Annotated in this window: 13 protein-coding genes and 2 tRNA genes; 10 read left to right on the plus strand and 5 right to left on the minus strand. The window is 73.3% G+C overall.

Annotation, left to right across the window (positions count from 1 at the left end; genetic code table 11):
- Window positions 1-10 precede the first annotated feature (10 nt).
- Window positions 11-1,711 carry an ABC transporter family substrate-binding protein gene (locus tag ACIQOV_RS02330; RefSeq protein WP_401043959.1) on the minus strand — a complete coding sequence of 567 codons (1,701 nt, stop codon included), beginning with the start codon at window positions 1,709-1,711 and terminating at the stop codon, window positions 11-13.
- Window positions 1,712-2,038: 327 nt separating this feature from the next.
- Between ACIQOV_RS02330 and ACIQOV_RS02335 the strand changes: the two genes are divergently transcribed.
- The 4 genes from ACIQOV_RS02335 to ACIQOV_RS02350 all read left to right on the plus strand — a co-directional run bounded on the left by ACIQOV_RS02335 (window position 2,039) and on the right by ACIQOV_RS02350 (window position 6,195).
- Complete coding sequence (locus ACIQOV_RS02335; protein WP_401043962.1) at window positions 2,039-3,019, plus strand: ABC transporter permease; 981 nt, start codon at window positions 2,039-2,041, stop codon at window positions 3,017-3,019.
- Between the two features lie 16 nt (window positions 3,020-3,035).
- Window positions 3,036-3,983 carry an ABC transporter permease gene (locus ACIQOV_RS02340; RefSeq protein WP_401043965.1) on the plus strand — a complete coding sequence of 316 codons (948 nt, stop codon included), beginning with the start codon at window positions 3,036-3,038 and terminating at the stop codon, window positions 3,981-3,983.
- Complete coding sequence (locus ACIQOV_RS02345; RefSeq protein WP_401043968.1) at window positions 3,980-6,061, plus strand: dipeptide ABC transporter ATP-binding protein; 2,082 nt, start codon at window positions 3,980-3,982, stop codon at window positions 6,059-6,061. Before ACIQOV_RS02340 ends, ACIQOV_RS02345 begins: the two co-directional genes overlap by 4 nt.
- Window positions 6,062-6,121: 60 nt before the next feature.
- Window positions 6,122-6,195: transfer RNA gene (locus ACIQOV_RS02350), tRNA-Lys, on the plus strand.
- A gap of 89 nt (window positions 6,196-6,284) precedes the next feature.
- Here the strand turns inward: ACIQOV_RS02350 and ACIQOV_RS02355 are convergent.
- Window positions 6,285-7,169, minus strand: a complete 885-nt coding sequence (locus tag ACIQOV_RS02355) for an alpha/beta fold hydrolase (RefSeq protein ID WP_401043985.1) — start codon at window positions 7,167-7,169, stop codon at window positions 6,285-6,287.
- Between the two features lie 240 nt (window positions 7,170-7,409).
- Here ACIQOV_RS02355 and ACIQOV_RS02360 point away from each other — a divergent pair.
- From ACIQOV_RS02360 to ACIQOV_RS02370, 3 genes are all read left to right on the plus strand, one after another.
- Window positions 7,410-7,483 (plus strand) — tRNA-Lys (locus tag ACIQOV_RS02360).
- 224 nt (window positions 7,484-7,707) lie between these two features.
- Window positions 7,708-10,122 carry a transglycosylase domain-containing protein gene (locus ACIQOV_RS02365; protein ID WP_401043970.1) on the plus strand — a complete coding sequence of 805 codons (2,415 nt, stop codon included), beginning with the start codon at window positions 7,708-7,710 and terminating at the stop codon, window positions 10,120-10,122.
- Between the two features lie 185 nt (window positions 10,123-10,307).
- Window positions 10,308-11,408 (plus strand): EamA family transporter, encoded by a 1,101-nt coding sequence (locus ACIQOV_RS02370; protein ID WP_401043973.1) that lies wholly within the window; start codon window positions 10,308-10,310, stop codon window positions 11,406-11,408.
- Here the strand turns inward: ACIQOV_RS02370 and lepB are convergent.
- On the minus strand, window positions 11,371-12,159 hold the full coding sequence (lepB, locus tag ACIQOV_RS02375) for a signal peptidase I (RefSeq protein ID WP_401043976.1): 789 nt from the start codon (window positions 12,157-12,159) through the stop codon (window positions 11,371-11,373). The genes ACIQOV_RS02370 and lepB overlap by 38 nt on opposite strands.
- Before the next feature lie 142 nt (window positions 12,160-12,301).
- Window positions 12,302-12,637, minus strand: a complete 336-nt coding sequence (locus ACIQOV_RS02380) for a chorismate mutase (protein ID WP_359901835.1) — start codon at window positions 12,635-12,637, stop codon at window positions 12,302-12,304.
- Window positions 12,638-12,956: 319 nt separating this feature from the next.
- On the opposite strand from ACIQOV_RS02380, the gene ACIQOV_RS02385 reads away from it, so the two are divergent.
- Both ACIQOV_RS02385 and ACIQOV_RS02390 read left to right on the plus strand, forming a co-directional pair.
- Window positions 12,957-13,382: an OsmC family protein gene (locus ACIQOV_RS02385; RefSeq protein ID WP_387691777.1), complete on the plus strand. Its 426-nt coding sequence runs from the start codon at window positions 12,957-12,959 to the stop codon at window positions 13,380-13,382.
- A 509-nt stretch (window positions 13,383-13,891) separates the two neighbouring features.
- Window positions 13,892-15,961, plus strand: a complete 2,070-nt coding sequence (locus tag ACIQOV_RS02390; RefSeq protein WP_401043979.1) for a putative bifunctional diguanylate cyclase/phosphodiesterase — start codon at window positions 13,892-13,894, stop codon at window positions 15,959-15,961.
- Window positions 15,962-16,086: 125 nt separating this feature from the next.
- Here the strand turns inward: ACIQOV_RS02390 and ACIQOV_RS02395 are convergent, their stop codons facing one another.
- Window positions 16,087-17,214: an LLM class flavin-dependent oxidoreductase gene (locus ACIQOV_RS02395; protein WP_401043982.1), complete on the minus strand. Its 1,128-nt coding sequence runs from the start codon at window positions 17,212-17,214 to the stop codon at window positions 16,087-16,089.
- 629 nt (window positions 17,215-17,843) lie between these two features.
- Here ACIQOV_RS02395 and ACIQOV_RS02400 point away from each other — a divergent pair.
- Complete coding sequence (locus tag ACIQOV_RS02400) at window positions 17,844-18,431, plus strand: VTT domain-containing protein (protein WP_359901955.1); 588 nt, start codon at window positions 17,844-17,846, stop codon at window positions 18,429-18,431.
- Window positions 18,432-18,560 lie beyond the last annotated feature (129 nt).

Consider the following 18,560-nt stretch of genomic DNA (forward strand, 5'->3'; position numbering starts at 1 on the left):
CCGGCGCCGGCTACTTCTCCCAGCCGATCCTGCTGTAGTCCTCCCCCGCCAGGCCGAAGGCCCCGTAGTTGGCCAGGCCCTTGCGGGTCGCCACCACCTCCGGCCGCTGGTAGAGCTCGACGGTGTGGCCGAGTTCCCAGATCTTCGCGTCCGCCTGGTTGTAGAGCTTCGCCGCCTCCTGCGGGTCGACCGTCCCGGCCGCCTTCTTCAGCAGGTCGTCGATCTCCTGGCTGCCCAGGCGCGAGGGGTTGCTGAAGCTGTTGTCGCCCACCGGCAGCCGGAAGTTGGTCAGGCTCTTGGACAGCGGGAAGGAGTCGGTGTTGCGCCAGCTCGCGATCTCGAACTTGCCCGGGTTCACGTACTTGGTGAAGAAGTCGTTGGCCGCCACCTTGTCCAGGCTGACCTTGACCCCGACCGCCTGCCACATCGCCACCGCCGCGGTGGCCAGGTCGATCTGGGCCTGCGGCGTGGAGTCGTTGAGCACCCAGTGCAGTTCCAGCGGCCGGCCGTCCTTGGTCCGCGGCTGGCCGCCGGACTCCTTCCAGCCCGCCTCGTCCAGCAGCTTCTTGGCCGCGGCCGGGTCGAACTTCGCCCAGTCGCCGGAGGTGTCCTGGTACCCGGTCTGGTTGGGCATGAAGATGTGGTTGCCGAGCGGCTTGAACTCCACCGGCACCCCGTTGTTGGCGATCTTGATCAGTGCCGGGCGGTCCAGCGCCCTGCCGAGCGCCTGGCGGACCTTCCGGTCCTCCAGCGCGCCGGTGCCGCCGAAGGAGATGTGCACCTCGTCCCACGGACTGGCGGCCCGGATCACGGTGTCCTTGGCGCTCTTGAGCTGCCCGTACGCGGTGGCGGTGCCGGCCGCGGCGTAGTCGATCTCGTTGTTGAGGTACGCCTGGGTCGTCGCCGCCTGGGACATCACCCGGAAGGTCACCTTGTCGACCTTGGCCCTGGTGCCCCACCAGGCCGGGTCCGGGACGAGGGTCAGGGTCTGCGCGGTCTTGTCCGCCGTGCCGACCTTCAGCGCGCCCGCGGTGATCGGGATCTTCTCCACCCAGCCCTTGTTGAAGTCGTCCGGGGTGGAGATGCCGGCCGCCGGCATCAGCGGGCGGAACAGGTTCTGCCAGTCGGCGTACGGCTCGGCGAAGGTGACCTTGACCTCGCTCGGGTCGGCGCCCTGCTCGACCGCGGAGATCTGCTCGTAGCCGGACGGGTCGGAGAGGTTGTACGCCGGGTCCTTGCCGCTCGCGGCCTGCCAGTCGGCCTTGAAGTCCAGGTGGCTCAGCGGCTTGCCGTCCGACCACTTGGCCTTGGGGTTGAGTTTGTAGGTGACCACCTGCGGCGAGGTCGAGGTGACCTTGGCGTCCACCAGGTAGTCCGGGTCGGGCAGGAAGGTGCCGGCGGCGTCCGTGGTGAAGAGCGAAGGCTCCAGGTTGCGCATGATCGAGACCGTGGAACCGTAGTAGCCGTCCACCTGCAGCGGATTCCACTGGGTGATCCACTGGTACAGCGGGAAGCGCACCTCGCCGCCGTCCTTGATCTGGTCCAGCGGCTTGGGGTTGAGGTCGTTGGAGCCCTGTCCCGGCGGCTCGCTCCTGGCCGCGCCGTCGACGGAGCCACCCCCGCCCGAGGTGCACGCGGTGACCGCGAGCGCGACGGCGACGGCGAGGGCGGCCGCCCGGCCGAGACGGCCGGCCGTGGTGGAAGCGTCCATGAGGGTCCCCTGGGATCGATGACGGGATGTGGGGCGCGCGAGGTGTGACGAGGCTTGAGCGTGGGCAGCCAATTCGGCATCGAGCGAGCAGAACGTAACAGCGGATCAGACCGACCACCAGGGGGAGGAGCGCACGTCTGATCCAAAAGTCACACACGGCAACACGGACGCAACACCACCTCAGTGCGCCGGTGCTTCACTCTGACCTGCGCTTTCCCAACTCCCTTGCCAAACCACCCGACTGACGCCCGAACGGGCCTGGACCGAAGGCCAACCGATGCCCACCAGACGCGTCGGCCCCACCCGCACCGCAGCGGGCGGCCGTTGATGCTCCGCTACCTGGCGAAACGCCTGGGCTACTACGCGGTGCTGCTGATCGCCGCCGTCTTCCTGGCGTACGCGATCTCCGCGACCGCCCTGCAGCCGCGCACCTACTTCGACGCCAAGGTCCCCCGCCCGGCCGCCGAATCGGTCGAACGCCAGCTCACCGCGCTCAACCTGAACGACCGCACCCCGGTCGTCGAGCGCTTCGGCCACTGGGCCGGCGGGCTGCTCCACGGCGACCTCGGCCGGACCATCCACGACACCCCGGTCACCGACGACTTCGGCCGCCGGGTCTGGGTCTCGCTGCGCCTGCTGCTGATCGGCAGCCTGCTCGGCATGGTCCTGGGCGTCGCGGCCGGGGCCTGGAGCGCGGTGCGCCAGTACCGGGTCTCCGACCGGCTGCTCACCGTGCTGTCCTTCGTACTGCTCTCCACCCCGGTCTTCCTGGTCGCGCTGTTCCTCAAGAACGGCGCGATCACCGCCAAGGACGCGGTCGGCCACGAGGTGATCCCGTTCACCGGCTACGAGACCCCCGGGCTCACCGGCGGCCTCGGCACCCACCTCGCCGACTGGGCGCTGCACCTGCTGCTGCCCACGATCTCGCTGGCCCTCGGCGGCCTCGCCACGTACAGCCGCTACCAGCGCGGCACCATGCTCGACGTGCTCGGCTCGGACTACCTGCGCACCGCCGAGGCCAAGGGTCTGACCCGCGGCCGGGCGCTGCTCAAGCACGGACTGCGCACCGCGGTGATCCCGATGTCGACCATGTTCGCCTACAGCTTCCTGGGCATCTTCACCGGCGCGATCTTCACCGAGACGATCTTCGGCTGGCACGGCATGGGCGAGTGGCTGATCCAGTCGATCAACGAACAGGACGTCAACTCCGTGGTGGCCGTCAACCTGTTCACCGCCGTCGTCGTCCTCGCCTCCGGCTTCCTCGCCGACACCCTGCACGCCGCCCTCGACCCGCGCGTGCGGTCCTGACCAGAGGTGACCTGAGATGACCACCACCGTCGCCGATCCCTCCGCCCCGGCCACCGGCCCCCGGACCACCGGTCGCGGACGGCTCGTGCTCAACCGGCTGCTCGCCGCCCGCGGCGCCGTCGCCGGGACCGTCGTCGTCCTGCTGCTGTTCCTGCTCGCCTTCGGCGGCCCGTACCTCACACCCTGGGACTACGCCACTCCCGACTTCTCCGCACTGCACCAACCCCCCTCCGCCGAGCACTGGTTCGGCACCAACGGGGTCGGTCAGGACGTCTTCGCGCAGACCGTCCGCGGCCTGCAGAAGTCGCTGGTCATCGGCCTGCTGGTGGCACTGTTCTCCACCGTGCTGGCCTCCGTGGTCGGCGCCTGCGCCGGCTACTTCGGCGGCTGGGCCGACCGGGCGCTGATGTTCCTGGTGGACCTGCTGCTGGTCTTCCCCGCCTTCCTGATCATCACCATCGTCTCGGCCCGGCTGAAGGGCGCCGGCTGGATCGCCTTCGTCCTGCTGCTCGCCCTGTTCAACTGGATGATCACCGCCCGGGTGGTCCGCTCGATGACCATCTCGCTGCGCGAGCGCGAATTCGTCCGCGCCGCACGCTTCATGGGGGTGCGGCCGCTGCGGATCATCAGCCGGCACATCCTGCCGAACGTCGCCTCCTTCCTCATCATCGACGCCACCATCGCGGTCGGCGGCGCCGTGATGAGCGAGACCGCGCTCTCCTACTTCGGCTTCGGGGTCAAGCCGCCGGACGTCTCGCTCGGCACCCTGCTCGCCGCCGGAACCGGTGAGGCCCCGGTGTTCCCCTGGCTGTTCTACTTCGCCGCCGCCCTGCTGGTGCTGTTCGTCCTCGCCGTCAACCTGATCGGGGACGGGCTGCGCGACGCGCTCGACCCCACCTCCGGGGCCGCGCCCCGCCGTTCGCCCCGTACCCGTCGTTCCGCCGGCCGTAGGAAGCACCCGTGACCACCACCGTCGAAACCCCGCTGCTCGCCGTCCGGGACCTGCGGGTGGACTTCGCCGGGCCCGACGGCCCGGTCCCCGCCGTCCGCGGGGTGGACCTCACCCTGCGGCGCGGCGAAACCCTCGGCATCGTCGGCGAGTCCGGCTCCGGCAAGTCCGTCACCGCGCTGTCCGTGCTCGGGCTGCTGCCCGGCACGGCGAGCGTCAGCGGCTCGGTGCGGCTGGACGGACGGGAACTGGTCGGGCTGCCGGGCCGGGAGCTCGCCGCGATCCGCGGCCGCCGGATCGCCATGGTCTTCCAGGACCCGCTCTCCGCCTTCACCCCGGTCTACCGGATCGGCGACCAGATCGCCGAGGCGGTCCGCATCCACCAGCGGGTGGACAAGGCCGCCGCGCGCCGCCGGGCCGCCGAACTCCTCGACCTGGTCGGCATCCCGGCGCCCGACCGGGCCCTGGACAGCTTCCCGCACGAGTTCTCCGGCGGCATGCGCCAACGCGCGATGATCGCCATGGCGGTCGCCAACGAACCCGACATCCTGCTCGCCGACGAGCCCACCACCGCGCTCGACGTCACCATTCAGGCCCAGGTGCTGGACGTGCTGCGCACCGCCCGGCAGGAGACCGGCGCGGCCCTCGTCCTGGTCAGCCACGACCTCGGGGTGATCGCCGGAACGGCCGACCGGGTCGCGGTGATGTACGCCGGACGGGTGGTCGAGACGGCCGGGGTCGACGAACTGTTCGCGGCCCCCCACCACCCCTACTCGCTCGGCCTGATCGGCGCACTGCCCCGGCTGGACGGGCGCGGCGGTCCGCTCGTGCCGATCCCCGGCACCCCGGCACCGATGGCCGAACTGCCCCCGGGCTGCCCGTTCGCGGCGCGCTGCCCGCTGGCGCAGGAGCGCTGCGCCACGGCCGAGCCCGCCCTGGAGGGGGCGGACGGCCACCTGTCGGCGTGCGTGCGCTCGGCGGAGCTCGCCGATCGGCGGCCCGCGCCGGCCGAGGTCTATCCCGTCCCGGAGCTGCCCCCCACCGCCGTCGGCCCCGGCGACCGCTCCGCACGGACGCCGGTGCTGTCGGTGACCGACCTCGGAAAAACGTTTCACCTGCTCAAGGGCACCGTGTTCAAGCGCAAGGTCGGCGAGGTGTACGCGGTGGACGGCGTCGACCTGGACCTGCGGGAGGGCGAGACCCTCGGCCTGGTCGGCGAGTCCGGCTCCGGCAAGTCCACCACCCTGTTCGAGTTGCTGCGGCTCGGCGCCCCGGAGACCGGCCGGATCGAACTGTTCGGCCGGGACACCGCCGCCCTCACCCGGGCCGAGACCCACCGGCTCCGCGCCCGGGTGCAGATCGTCTTCCAGGACCCGATGGCCAGCCTGGACCCCCGAATGCCGATCGGCGACATCGTCGCCGAACCGCTGCTCGCCCAGCGCACCCCGCGCGAGGAGATCGCCCGCCGGGTGCCCGAGCTGCTGCGCCAGGTCGGCCTCGACCCGGAGCACGCCGTCCGCTACCCGCACCAGTTCTCCGGCGGCCAGCGCCAGCGCGTCTCCATCGCCCGGGCGCTCGCCGTCCGGCCCGGCCTGCTGGTGCTGGACGAACCGGTCTCCGCGCTGGACGTCTCCATCCAGGCCGGCGTGCTCAACCTGCTCCAGGCGCTCAAGGCCGAGCTGGGCCTGTCCTACCTGTTCGTCTCGCACGACCTCTCGGTGATCCGGCACCTCGCCGACCGGGTCAGCGTGATGTACCTCGGCCGGACGGTCGAGCAGGGCGAGGTGACCGCCGTCTTCGACCGCCCCCGCCACCCCTACACCCGCGCCCTGCTCTCGGCCGTCCCGCTCCCCGACCCCGCCGCCGAACGCGCCCGCGACCGCGTCCTGCTGGCCGGCGACCCTCCCCCGCCCACCGAGCGCCGCACCGGCTGCGTCTTCCGCACCCGCTGCCCGCGCTACGCCGGACTGACGTCCCCGGCGGACCGGGCCCGCTGCGAGCGGGAACGGCCGGCCCTGGTCGAGGGCGCGCCGGGGGCGGACCACAGTGCGGCCTGCCACCACCCGGACCCCGGAGGAAACGACACAGGGTGATCACTCGAACACGATTCGGTGGATCCGGTCGGCGCCGTGTAAAGTCTTCGACGTCAGCAGGCGCCGCTAGCTCAGTTGGTTAGAGCAGCTGACTCTTAATCAGCGGGTCCGGGGTTCGAGTCCCTGGCGGCGCACATGGCAAGGTCTCAGGCCGTCCACTCCGGTGGGCGGCCTGAGGCGTTTCCGGCCCTGCAACGAGCCGACGGGACGCCCCGGTGGCGGCTCAGCGGGTGTCGAGCACGGCCGAGGCCACCGCGTCCGGGCGGTCGAACATCACCAGGTGCCCGGCCGGGGCGGTGGTGCGGAAGTCCGCCCCGAGCAGCGCCGCCAGCTCCCGCTGCCGGGCCAGCCACTCCTCGGTGCGGCGGGTCCGGCAGCCGTCGTCGGCGGCCAGCACGGTGATCGGCAGGTCCTCCGCCAGCGGCCGGGTGCTCCGCAGCCCGTCCAGCTCGGCGGCCGTGTCGAGGTAGCGGCCGTTCTCCCGCAGCAGCGCGCGCAGGGCCCGCCCGGTGCGGTAGCAGTGCCGCACCAGCGGCGCCGGGGCGAGGTCCTCACGGCGGACGGTGGACAGCCGCGCCGTGGCCCGGCGGACGGACGGGCCCAGCAGGTAGGGCACGGCGAGGGCGGTGGCGGCGCCGGCCACCGCCCGGGCCGCCAGGTCGCGCGCGCCGGGCGCCGGGTACGGCCGGGCCGCCGCCTCCACGCTGCCGTCCACCAGCACCAGCCCGGCGGTCCGCTCGGGGTGCAGCCGGGCGAAGGCCTCCACGTGGAAGCCCGCGAGCGAGTGCCCGACCACGGTGCACGGCTCCCGCAGCCCCAGGCCGTCCAGCACCGCCCGGATGCGTCCGGCCTCGCCGGCCGCCGTCGGCGCGGGCCGCCCGGTGGCGGGCTCGGGGGCGCTCAGCCCGTAGCCGGGCCGGTCGAAGCGGACCACGGTGCGGTACGGGGTGAGGAAGGGGACGACCAGGTCCCAGTCGAACCAGCTGCTGCCGAGGCCGCCGGAGAGCAGGCAGACCGGTCCACTGCCCTCGACGCGGACGTGCAGCGGGACGCCGTCGACGCGCAGGAAGCGCGCCCGGCCGGCGGTCCGGGGCCCGAACCGGCGCACCTCCAGCACCCAGGCGGTGTACGCCACGGCGCCGAGCAGCAGCAGGGTGGCGACCGCCGTCCGTGCGGTCCGGTGGCCGGGCTGGAGGCGGGGCACCGTTCCACCCTAACCAGCGGCGAACTCCGGACCAACCGGAAGGAAAGGGGCAGGTCGGGCAGCCACCGTCCGAGTGGCCCGGGGGTGACCCGCAGCCGGTTCGAGACACCCCCCGGAAGCGTGTATTGTTTTCCAGGTCAGCAGGCGCCGCTAGCTCAGTTGGTTAGAGCAGCTGACTCTTAATCAGCGGGTCCGGGGTTCGAGTCCCTGGCGGCGCACAGACAGTTGGGGAGCCTCTCGCAGCAGCGAGGGGCTCCCCGATTTTTTGGCCTCCGACGTCCGTTTTGCGTGTGATGTCGGTCTCGATCGGCGATTCACCGGAGCCATCCGGCCCATTCTGCTCGTCCAGGGCAGTAGAACCTGAATCGGGACAAAGGTCCCCAACCGCCGATGTCCCCGTCCGTGCCGGCTGCCTCGATGCGCCCGCAGGAAAGGCCGCGCATTGTCCAGAAACGCCCAGAGCGGCCGTAGCACGCCGTCGATCAGCCTCCGCCCGGTCAAGCGGTTCAAGCGCTCCACCGGCCCGGCCGGCGGGTCGGGCCGCACCGGCGGGTCCGACGGATCCGGCGGCAGGAAGTCGCGTCGCCCGAAGCGCACCGGCATCCGCCGGCTGATACCCACCTGGCGGATGACCCTGCTCGGCTTCGGCACGGCGCTGCTGCTCGGCATCGGCCTGTTCGCGCTGGGGATCACCCTGGTGAAGGTGCCGGACGCGCACGCCGCCGCGACCGCCCAGAGCAACACGTGGCTCTACTCGGACGGTTCGGTGCTCACCCGCACCGGTCAGACCAACCGGCAGAACGTCTCCCTGGACAAGGTCTCCCCCGCCGCCCAGCACGCCGCGCTGGCCGCCGAGGACCGGAACTTCTACAACGAGGGCGCGGTCAACGTCCAGGGCCTGGCCCGGGCCGCGATCAAGACCGCCAAGGGCCAGGGGACCCAGGGCGGCTCCACCATCACCCAGCAGTACGTGAAGAACACGTACCTGAACCAGAAGCAGTCGATCACCCGCAAGGTGAAGGAACTGTTCATCGCCATCAAGGTGGACGCCACCGAGAGCAAGAACGACATCCTCTCCGGCTACCTGAACACCTCCTACTACGGCCGCGGCGCCTACGGCATCCAGGCCGCCGCCCAGGCGTACTTCGGCATCGACGCGTCGGCCCTCAACGCCGCCCAGGGCGCCTACCTGGCCACCCTGCTGAACGCCCCGAGCGCGTACGACGTCGCCACCGCGACCGCGGCGGGCAAGCAGAACGCCGTCAACCGCTGGAACTACGTGCTCGACGGCATGGTCAAGGAGGGCTGGCTCTCCGCGGACGAGCGGGCCGCGACCACCTTCCCGGACGTCCGGGACCCGCAGCCCAACCCGGGCCTGTCCGGCCAGGCCGGCTACCTGGTCGACGCCGCCACCCAGTACCTCACCTCCAGCGGGGTGATCAGCGAGACCGAGCTGGCCAAGGGCGGCTACACGATCAAGCTGAGCATCGACCCGGCCCGCCAGCAGGCCCTCCAGGACTCCGTCCAGGCCCAGTTGCACGACAGCCTGAACCCGGACAAGCGGAAGAAGGACGCGGCCGCCCAGGCCGGCGCCGCCTCGGTGGACCCGAAGACCGGCGCGGTCGTCGCCCTGTACGGCGGCGTCGACTACGTGAAGCACTACGTCGACAACGCCACCCGGCGCGACTACCAGGCCGGCTCGACCTTCAAGGCGATCGCGCTGGCCGCCGCGTTCGAGAACGAGGCCAAGACCCAGGACGGCCGCACCATCACCCCGCGCACGGTCTACGACGGCACCAGCGGCCGGAAGGTCCGCGGTGGCAAGGGCACCCCGTACGCGCCGCCGAACGAGGGCGACAAGAGCTACGGCCAGATCAGCCTCCAGCAGGCCACCGACTGGTCGGTCAACTCGGCGTTCGCGCAGCTCGCGCAGGACACCGGGCTCCAGAAGGTCAAGGACACCGCCGTCGCGATGGGCCTGCCCGGCAACATCCCGGGGCTCGACCCGGTGCCGTCCATCCCGCTGGGCGCGGCCACCCCGAGCGTGCTCGACATGGCGGGCGTGTACGCCACGCTGGACAACGGCGGCAAGCAGATCACCCCGTGGCTGGTGCAGTCGGTGGACCGCGAGGGCGAGAACGTGGCACTGCCCGCACACAAGACCACCCAGGCGATCAGCGAGGACACCGCCAACCAGGTCACCTCGATGCTCCAGGGCGTGGTGAGCGACCCGGGCGGCACCGGCTGGCGGGCGAAGGCGCTCGGCCGCCCGGTGGCCGGCAAGACCGGCACCACCGACGACCAGAAGTCGGTCTGGTTCGTGGGCTACACCCCCGAACTGGTCACCTCGGTCGCCCTGTTCGGCCAGGATCCGGGCACCGGCGCCCAGGTCAGCCTGAGCGGCGTCGGCGGCATCGACGGCGCGGCCGGCGGCCAGTTCCCGGCCCAGATCTGGACCAGCTACATGAAGGCCGCGCTCAAGGGTCAGCCGGTCGGCGACTTCCCGACCCCGGCCGGCGGCGACTCCTCGGGCGCCATCGACCTGCCGACCGCCCCGAGCACGCCGAGCGGCACCCCGTCGACGAGCGCCCCCACCGGCGCCCCGAGCACCGGCCCCGCCCCGGCGCCGGGCGACGGCTCGACCTCGCCGGGCGGCACCGACGGCGGTGCGACCACCGCACCGACGGCTCCGCCGACCAGCCAGCCGACCACCCAGCCCACCCGGCCGCCCCGGCCCACCTCGAAGCCGACGACGCCGACCACCCAGCCGACCGCGCCCCCGACCAGCCGGCCGACCACCCAGCCCACGGGCGGGGCGGACGCGCTCACGGGGGCGGGCGCCTCGGCCGGTGGCTGAGGGCCGGCGGGGCCGGCGACCGGTGACCGGTGGCTGAGGGCCGGTGACTGACGGCCGGCGGGGACCGGCACGGTCACGGGGCCGTACCGGTGCCGGTGATTGCGCCATTGCGCACAGTCGGGGGCAGGACCGAATGACGGAATGGCGCCTTACCCGACCGCCGGTATGACTGTCACAATGCGGCGGTGCACAGATCAACGGCCTCGCCCACCCTCCCTTCGGGCAGAACCCTCGGCCTCGGCCTCGCGCTGGTCTCCGCCGTCGCCTTCGGCGGCTCCGGCACCGCGGCCAAACCGCTGATCGAGGCCGGGCTCTCCCCGCTGCACGTGGTGTGGCTCCGGGTCACCGGGGCGGCGGTGGCGCTCCTCCCGGTCGCCTACCGGCACCGGGACGCCGTCCTGCGCCGCCCCGGCCTGCTGCTCGGCTTCGGCCTGCTCGCCGTGGCCGGCGTCCAGGCCTGCTACTTCGCGGCGATCTCCCGCATCCCGGTCGGCGTCGCCCTGCTCATCGAGTACCTCGGGCCGCCGCTGCTGATCGGCTACGTCAAGTTCGTCCAGCGCAAGCCGATCACCCGCGGCGCGGCCGTCGGCGCCGGCGTCGCGGTGGCCGGGCTGGCCTGCGTGGTCGAGGTCTGGAACGGCCTGGGCTTCGACGCGCTGGGCGTGCTCTTCGCCCTCGGCGCGGCCCTGTGCCAGGTCGGCTACTTCGTGCTCGCCGACGCCGGCCGGCACGGCGAGCGCCCGGTCGACCCGCTCGCCGTCAGCGCGTTCGGGCTGCTCATCGGCGCCGTGCTGCTCACCGCCCTCACCCGGCCGTGGCAGGCCGACTGGAGCCGGCTCGGCGGGTCGGTGGTGATGAACGGGCACACCCTGCCCGCGTTCCTCCCGGCCGCGTGGATGGTCCTGATCGCGACCGTGCTCGCCTACGTCACCGGCGTGATCTCGGTCGGCTACCTCTCGCCGCCGATCGCCGGGGTGGTCGCCAACCTGGAGGCCGTGGTCGCCACCGTGACGGCCTGGGTGCTGCTCGGCGAACACCTCGGGCTGCCGCAGATCACGGGCGGCCTGCTGGTGCTGACCGGCGCCTTCGCGGCCCAGGCGAGCAAACCCGCGGAGGCGGGCGCGGGCGCGGGCACGGGCGCGGGCGCGGGCGCGGGGGCGGGGGCGGGCGCCGGGACGGTCGAGGTGTTCGCGGGTCCACGGGCCGACGGGCCCGGGGCTGCCGACCGGGTGACCGCCGAGCGTGGGGTCAGCGGCCGGTCCAGCCGAACCAGTCGAGGTGATTGAGCGGCCACACGACGGCCGACACCGGGCCGACCACGTTGTCCACCGGCACGGCGCCACCACCCGGGCCGTGCTGGTGGTAGCGGGAGTCCGCGGAGTCGCTGCGGTGGTCGCCCTCGACCCAGATGTAGCCCGAGGGCACCTTCACCGGCCCGAAGTCCAGCCCCGCGCAGGAGTCGTCCCCGGGGTGCAGGTACGGCTCGTCGACCTTCCGTCCGTCGACGCTCAGCGTGCTGCCCTCGCACTGCACGGTCTGCCCACCGGTCGCGATGACGCGCTTGACCAGGTAGTTGTCGTCCTTCGGCGGGACCAGGCCGACGAAGCTGAGCACCGAGCTCAGGGCGTTGGTGACCGGGTTCGGATCGGTCGGCTGCGGCGGCAGCCAGCCCCCCGGGTCCTTGAACACCACCGGCTGCCCCGGCTCCGGCTCCCAGCCGGTCAGCGGCGCCAGCTTGTTCACGCCGACCCGGTCGCCGATCCGCAGGGTGTTCTCCATCGAGCCGGACGGGATGGTGAACACCTGGAACAGGCAGGTCTTGATCAGCAGTGCGACCACCAGGCCGACCGCCGCCATCACCGGCAGCTCGATCCACCACGGCCGCGGCCGCCGACCCGAACCGCCGGCCTTGCGGCCCCGCGAACCGCGGGCCCGGCGGCGGGCCTCGGCGCGACCGCCGGGCACCGCGTGGGCGTTCGACGCGGAATCGCCGGGAACTCCGGTTCCGCTCGGCGTTTCGGGCAGGTTCACCGCCATCGTCGCTGCTCCACCTCTCCGGCTGGGGAAACCTGCACGCTACGCCAACCGTGGAGCCTGACGAAATCGGTCATTTAGCCGCCGCCGACATCGCCGGAGGCCCCGGGGCCGCTCGGACCCGGGGCCGCTCGGACCCGGGGATTCAGGAGCGGGCGATGGCCTCGTGGTGGCGGATGACCTCGGCAATGATGAAGTTCAGGAACTTCTCGGCGAAGACCGGGTCCAGCTTCGCCCCCGCCGCCAGCTCCCGCAGGCGCTTGATCTGGTCCCGCTCGCGCGCCGGGTCGGCCGGCGGCAGCTTGTGCTCGGCCTTGAGCCGGCCGACGCGCTGGGTCGCCTTGAAGCGCTCGGCCAGCATGTGGACCACCGCGGCGTCGATGTTGTCGATGCTCTCGCGCAGGCCGGTCAGCTCGGCCCGTACGGCGTCGTCGATCCCCTCGGTCAGGCCGGCGTCGGGGGTCGTGGAGTGGTCCGTCATCGGGGCGGCTCCCGGTGTCTGCAGTGGGCGCCCGGCCGTACGGCGGCCGGGCTCGGGCCCGGGCAAATCTAACAGGGCCCCGCTCCGGCCCCGCGCCGTCGGACGGAACCGTCCACGATCCGGACGGCGGGCCGATCCGGACGGCGGGCCGGACCGGACGGTGAGCCGGACCGAACCGGACCGGACCGGACGGTGACCCGGTGCTCCGCCCGGCCCCGCAGCGTGACGCACCGGGCCGGGAGGGCTCTGCCCGTAGGCTGGGGCGTGCATGACCGGACGTGACCGTTCGAACACTCCCTCAGTACTGGAGGAACCGATCGTGGCAACCACCCGCACCGCCACCACCGCGTGGGAGGGCAACCTCCTCGACGGAAAGGGGTTGGTGACCTTCGCCTCCTCCGGGATCGGCGAGTACCCCGTCTCCTGGCCGTCCCGCGCCGAGGCACCCAACGGCAGGACCAGCCCGGAGGAGCTCATCGCAGCCGCCCACTCGGCGTGCTTCTCGATGGCTCTCTCGCACGGCCTGGCCGGTGCCGGCACCCCGCCGACCAAGCTGGACACCCGGGCCGACGTGACGTTCCAGCCCGGCACGGGCATCACCGGCATCCACCTGACCGTCGTCGGCGAGGTCCCCGGGCTGGACGAGGCCGGCTTCGTGAAGGCCGCCGAGGACGCCAAGGCCAACTGCCCGGTCAGCCAGGCCCTGACCGGCACCACCATCACCCTCACGGCCTCGCTGGCCTGAGCCCGCCCGTCTTCCCCTTCTCCATTCCGCCCTCTTCTCCATTCCGCCCTCTTCTCTCTTCCGCCCTCTTCTCCAGCACCCCCGACAGCCCCTTCCGCCCCCGGGCTCCCGGCCCGCTCCGCTCCGCATCCGGCGCGCGACCGGCGCCCAGGGGCGCGGCTTCGGCGCACGCGCCCCTGGCGCACATCATGTGATGTGCACCGGGGGCGTCCGCACGTACCACCATTCATGATCACAAAGCGGGCGAATCACCCTGGCGGCGGTCACCGCGTGTTGTCGTCGCGGCCTATGATCGGCCGCAGCGCCCTGTCCTTCAGGCGGGTCCCCGCGCGCCGGCGCACCACGACGGGCAGCCCCCGCAGCGGCCGACTCCGAGGACCACGACAGAGTGCGGAGCCGACCGCCGGGTCCCGACCGGCCGGCCGGCCGGACCATCGTCAAGCGTCAGCAGCGGACGGGAGCATGCCGTGCCGGGCCGGAACGAGGGGGCCGACGCACACCACCCGGGCGTGCGGCACGAGGAATCACCGCGCCACCGCCACCTCGCCTCGCCTGTCCTGGAACCGGCCGCCGGCCCCGGCGGACCGACCATCGGACCCGACGGACCGGCCACCGCCCCCGCCGCGGGAGCCACCACCGCCCTCGGCGCCTGCGGGACGCTCGCGGAGCCGGAGCTGCTGCTCTGCCCCACCTGCTCGGCCCCGCTCACCGACGACGCCCACCGGGACCGGGGGCTCGCCGGCGGCAGCGGCCGGGCGGCCGAGGGCACCGACCGGGAGGGCGTCGGCACCGACCGGCTGCTGGCGGCGCTGCGGGCCAGCGAGTCCCGGTTCCGGGCCGCCTTCTGCGACGCCGTCATCGGCATGGCCCTGATCGACGCCGAGGACCGGATCATCGAGGTCAACCCGGCCTTCGCCACGCTGATCGGACGGGGCGTCGGCGAACTGGCCCGCACCCACCTGCACGAGATCATCGACCCGGAGGGCATGCCGGACCGGCTCTTCCCCGAGCTCGTCCACGGGGAGCGGGAACGGTTCCGCGTGGAGAAGCAGCTCAAGCACCGCGAGGGCCACACCGTCTGGAGCAAGGTCACCGTCTCGCTGATCCGGGACGGCGCCGGCGATCCGCTCTACACCCTCGCCCTGGTGGAGGACATCACCGAGCAGCGGCGGCTCGGCGACCGGCTGGAGTACCAGGCCCTGCACGACCCGCTGACCCGGCTGCCCAACCGGGCCTACTTCTTCGAGCGGCTCGACGCCGCCTGCCTCGCGCCGGACGACCGGCCGGGCCCGGCCGAGGCCGCGGACGAACGCCGGGTGGGGGTCTGCTACCTGGACCTCGACGGCTTCGCGGCGATCAACGAGGCGCTCGGCCACCACATCGGCGACCAGCTGCTGATCGCCGTCGCCACCCGGTTGCGGCGCGGGTTCGACGGGCGGGACACCCACCTGGTGGCCCGGATGGGCGGCGACGAGTTCGCCGTCCTGGTCACCGACAGCCTGGGCAGCGAGCAGCTGACCGAGCTGGCCGCCCGGATCCTGGAGGTGCTGGAACGTCCCTTCGACGTCTCCGGGCACCGGCTGGTGATCACCGCCAGCGTGGGCGTGGTCGAGCGGTCCGTGCACGAGACCACCCCGACCGACCTGGTCAAGGATGCCGACGCCACGCTCTACTGGTCCAAGGCCGACGGCCGCGCCCGCTGGACCCTCTACGACCCGGACCGCGGCGCCCACCAGCTCACCCGGCAGCTGCTCGCCACCGCACTGCGCCCGGCCCTGGAGCGCCGTGAGTTCACCATCGAGTACCAGCCACTGGTCGGCCTGGCCGACGGTGCGGTGCACGGCGCGGAGGCGCTGGTCCGCTGGCGTCACCCCCGCTACGGGACGCTCTCCCCGGACCGCTTCATCCCGCTCGCCGAGGAGACCGGCGCGATCGTGCCGCTCGGGACCTGGGTGCTGGAGGAGTCCTGCCGGCAGGCCCGGCAGTGGCTCACCGAGTTCCCCGACACCGAGACCTTCGTGAGCGTCAACCTGGCCGCCCGCCAGATCTGGGACTCCGACATCGTCGCCGACGTCGCCCGGGCGCTCGAACGCACCGGCCTGCCGGCCCGGCTCCTCCAGCTGGAGATCACCGAGAGCGCCCTGCTCGGCCCCGGCGGCCGCCCGCTCCAGGCCCTCCAGGCGCTCGCGGACATGGGTGTGCGGATCGCGATCGACGACTTCGGCACCGGCTACTCCAACCTGGCCTACCTCTCCAGGCTGCCGGTGCACGTGCTCAAGCTCGACGGCACCTTCATCGAGGGCTTCCGCGAGCCCGCCCCGACGGACCGTCCGGGCCGCCCGGAGCTCCGCTCCCGGCGCAGCGACGCGGACGAGCAGATCGTCGGCGCGATGGTGCAGCTCGCCCACACCCTCGGCCTGACCGTCACCGCCGAGGGCATCGAGAGCGCCGCCCAGGCCGAGCGCCTGCGGCTGACCGGCTGCGACACCGCCCAGGGCTGGTACTTCGCCCGCCCCGGCGAGGCCGAGCTGGTCGCGGCCATACTCCGCGAGGGCCGCCCCGCCCTGAACGGCCGGTAGCCGCAGGACGGGCGGGCGACCGGCGGGCGCTGCGGGGCGGACGGCGGGCCGTCGGTCCGGGTGCCCGGTCACGCTGCCCGGTCACGCCGGGCGCCGACGGTCCAGGTGCCGTCAGGCCGTCGAGGTCACGCCGCCGCCGTCAGGCCGTAGGCCTCGGCGATCAGGCCGTACGAGCGGAGCCGGGCCTCGTGGCCGTGGATGTGCGAGGTGACCATCAGCTCGTCCACCCCGGTCCGCTTGCGCAGTGTCTCCAGCCCGTCGGCGACCCGGCCCGGGTCGCCGAGCACGACGTTGTCGAGCCAGCTGTCGATGAAGTCGGCCTCGACCGGGCTGTACGGGTAGTCCTCGGCCTCCTCCGGGGTGGGGATCGGGCCGGGGTTGCCGCGCCGCAGGCGGAGCATGCCGAGGGCCGCAGAGCGGGCGAGTCGCCGGGCCGAGGGCTCGTCGTCGGCGGCGACCGCGCTCACGCCGATCAGCGCGTACGGCTCGGCGAGCACGGCGGAGGGGCGGAAGGACGAACGGTAGAGGTCCAGCGCCGGGATGGTGTTGGCGCTGCTGAAGTGGTGGGCGAAGGCGAACGGGAGGCCGAGGCGGCCCGCCAGCTGGGCGCTGAAGCCGGAGGAGCCGAGCAGCCAGACCGGCGGTCGGCCCTCGCCCCGGGGGACGGCGGTCAGCCGGGCGTACGGGTGGCCGTCCGGGAAGTCGCCGTCGAGGAAGTGGGTCAGCTCGGCGAGCTGCTGCGGGAAGTCGTCCGCGCCTTCGGCGAGGCCGCGGCGCAGCGCCCGGGCGGTGGCCGGGTCGGTGCCGGGGGCGCGGCCGAGTCCGAGGTCGATCCGCCCCGGGTGCAGGGCCTCCAGCAGGCCGAACTGCTCGGCGACGGCCAGCGGGGCGTGGTTGGGGAGCATGACGCCGCCGGAGCCCAGCCGCAGCGTCGTGGTGGTGGCCCCGAGGTGGGCGAGCAGGACGGCCGGGGTGGAGCTGGCCACTCCGGGCATGCCGTGGTGCTCGGCCACCCAGAAGCGGTGGTAGCCCCACTGCTCGGCCCGGCGGGCCAGTTCGGTGGTGGCGGCGAGGGCCTCGGCGGGCGTGTGGCCGACGCCGACGGTGGCGAGGTCGAGGATCGAGAGCGGCGCGGGCGCCGTCCCGCGGGCGGTGCCGCGGATCGCCGCGCCGGCCGCCGGTCCGGTCTCCGGCCCGGTCTCCGGCCCGGTCTCCGGCCCGGTCCCGTGCTCCTGGTGGTCCTCGGTGGTCATCCCGTCCGCCCTTCTGGCCGCCGTCCTCGGGCCGGCCGTCGTGGGTGACCGCGCGGTCCCGGATGGCCCGCCGGTCGCTGTCGCCGAGGGGGGTCAACCACGGCCGGGGCCTCGCTGTTCCCGCCTCCGGAATGTCGTCCGGCCACGGTCCGAGCGGGTTTCGGCCATTTCGCGCGGAAGTCGACCGACCGTTCGGCTGACGCAGAGCCAGCGGGCGAACACGGCTGGCGACTTCCCGCCAGCGCCGGAAGTCGCCAGCGCCAGGACTCGCGACCGGGGGCCGGCGTCCGGCAGGCTGGGGCCGGGAGCGGGTCGCCGGAGCGGGATCCGCACTCCACCAGCAAGATCGTCGGGCTGGACCAGCACCGGACGATCACTGCGAGCCCTCGGCGCGGCACCCCGCCCCGGGGGCTCGTTCGGTTTCGGCGGCGGTCCGCCACCCGGGCGCCCCGGCCCTCGGACCGGCCCGGACGCGCGGTTCCCCGCCCCGGGGCGCGGCCGGAATCAGCGACCGTGACCCATGCCATACCGGGGTGCTTCATGGCATGAAAAGTCGAGGCGCTAGCGTTGACCCCTGCAGCCACCTGCTCCCTCGGGAGGCGTGGAGGGAGTAAAGGGCCTTGAACTTCGTGGCGGCGACCGGATCCTCGTGGATCTGCGCGCTGGCGCTCGTCGCCGTGCTCGGGGACGCCCTCCTTCCGTTCATCCCCAGCGGGACGCTGGTCATCCTGGCCGTGCTCAAGACCGCGCAGATCGACGGTGCGCCCCTGATGCTCGGGCTGGGCGTGGCGGTGGCCTCCTTCCTGGGCGACCTGCTGCTGCTCAACCTGGCCCGGCGCGGCGCCCCGGTGCTGCACCGCCGGCTCGCCCGGCGCCCCAAACTGGCGGCCAGCGTGGCCCGGGTCCAGGAGGCCCTGATCGAACGCCCCCACGGGGCGGCCGCCGCGATGGTGGTGGTCGCGCGGTTCGTCCCGGCCGGGCGGACCGTCCTCGACCTGGCCATCGGCCACTCCCCCGCCCATCCGCACCGATTCCTGCACTGGTCGGCACTGGCGGCGCTGGTCTGGGCCGCCTACATCGTGACGCTGGGCTGGCTGAACAGCCACTGGTTCAACACCGCCTGGCTGAGCCTCGTGGTCTCCTGCGCGGCGGCCACCGCCATCAGCACCGCGATCGCGCGCATGGTGCGCCGCACCCGGCGGCTCGCCGCGCTCTGACGGTTCGCCCGGCGGCCGCTCCCGGTCTGCTCTCCGCCCCTTGCGACGGTCCCGCTGCGGCGGACCCCTTCCCCGTGGTTCCGCGCGGCTTTCGCGATCCCGCCGGGGCCGGCACACCTCCTTCCGCAC

This window comes from Kitasatospora sp. NPDC091257 (genome assembly GCF_044757675.1).
Classification (GTDB): domain Bacteria; phylum Actinomycetota; class Actinomycetes; order Streptomycetales; family Streptomycetaceae; genus Kitasatospora; species Kitasatospora lactacystinica.

Coding starts and splice junctions, on each gene's coding strand:
- ACIQOV_RS02330 (WP_401043959.1), bottom strand. CDS start 1,711: ATGGACGCTTCCACCACGGCCGGCCGTCTCGGCCGGGCGGCCGCCCTC.
- ACIQOV_RS02335 (WP_401043962.1), top strand. CDS start 2,039: ATGCTCCGCTACCTGGCGAAACGCCTGGGCTACTACGCGGTGCTGCTG.
- ACIQOV_RS02340 (WP_401043965.1), top strand. CDS start 3,036: ATGACCACCACCGTCGCCGATCCCTCCGCCCCGGCCACCGGCCCCCGG.
- lepB (WP_401043976.1), bottom strand. CDS start 12,159: ATGGCGGTGAACCTGCCCGAAACGCCGAGCGGAACCGGAGTTCCCGGC.
- ACIQOV_RS02380 (WP_359901835.1), bottom strand. CDS start 12,637: ATGACGGACCACTCCACGACCCCCGACGCCGGCCTGACCGAGGGGATC.
- ACIQOV_RS02395 (WP_401043982.1), bottom strand. CDS start 17,214: ATGACCACCGAGGACCACCAGGAGCACGGGACCGGGCCGGAGACCGGG.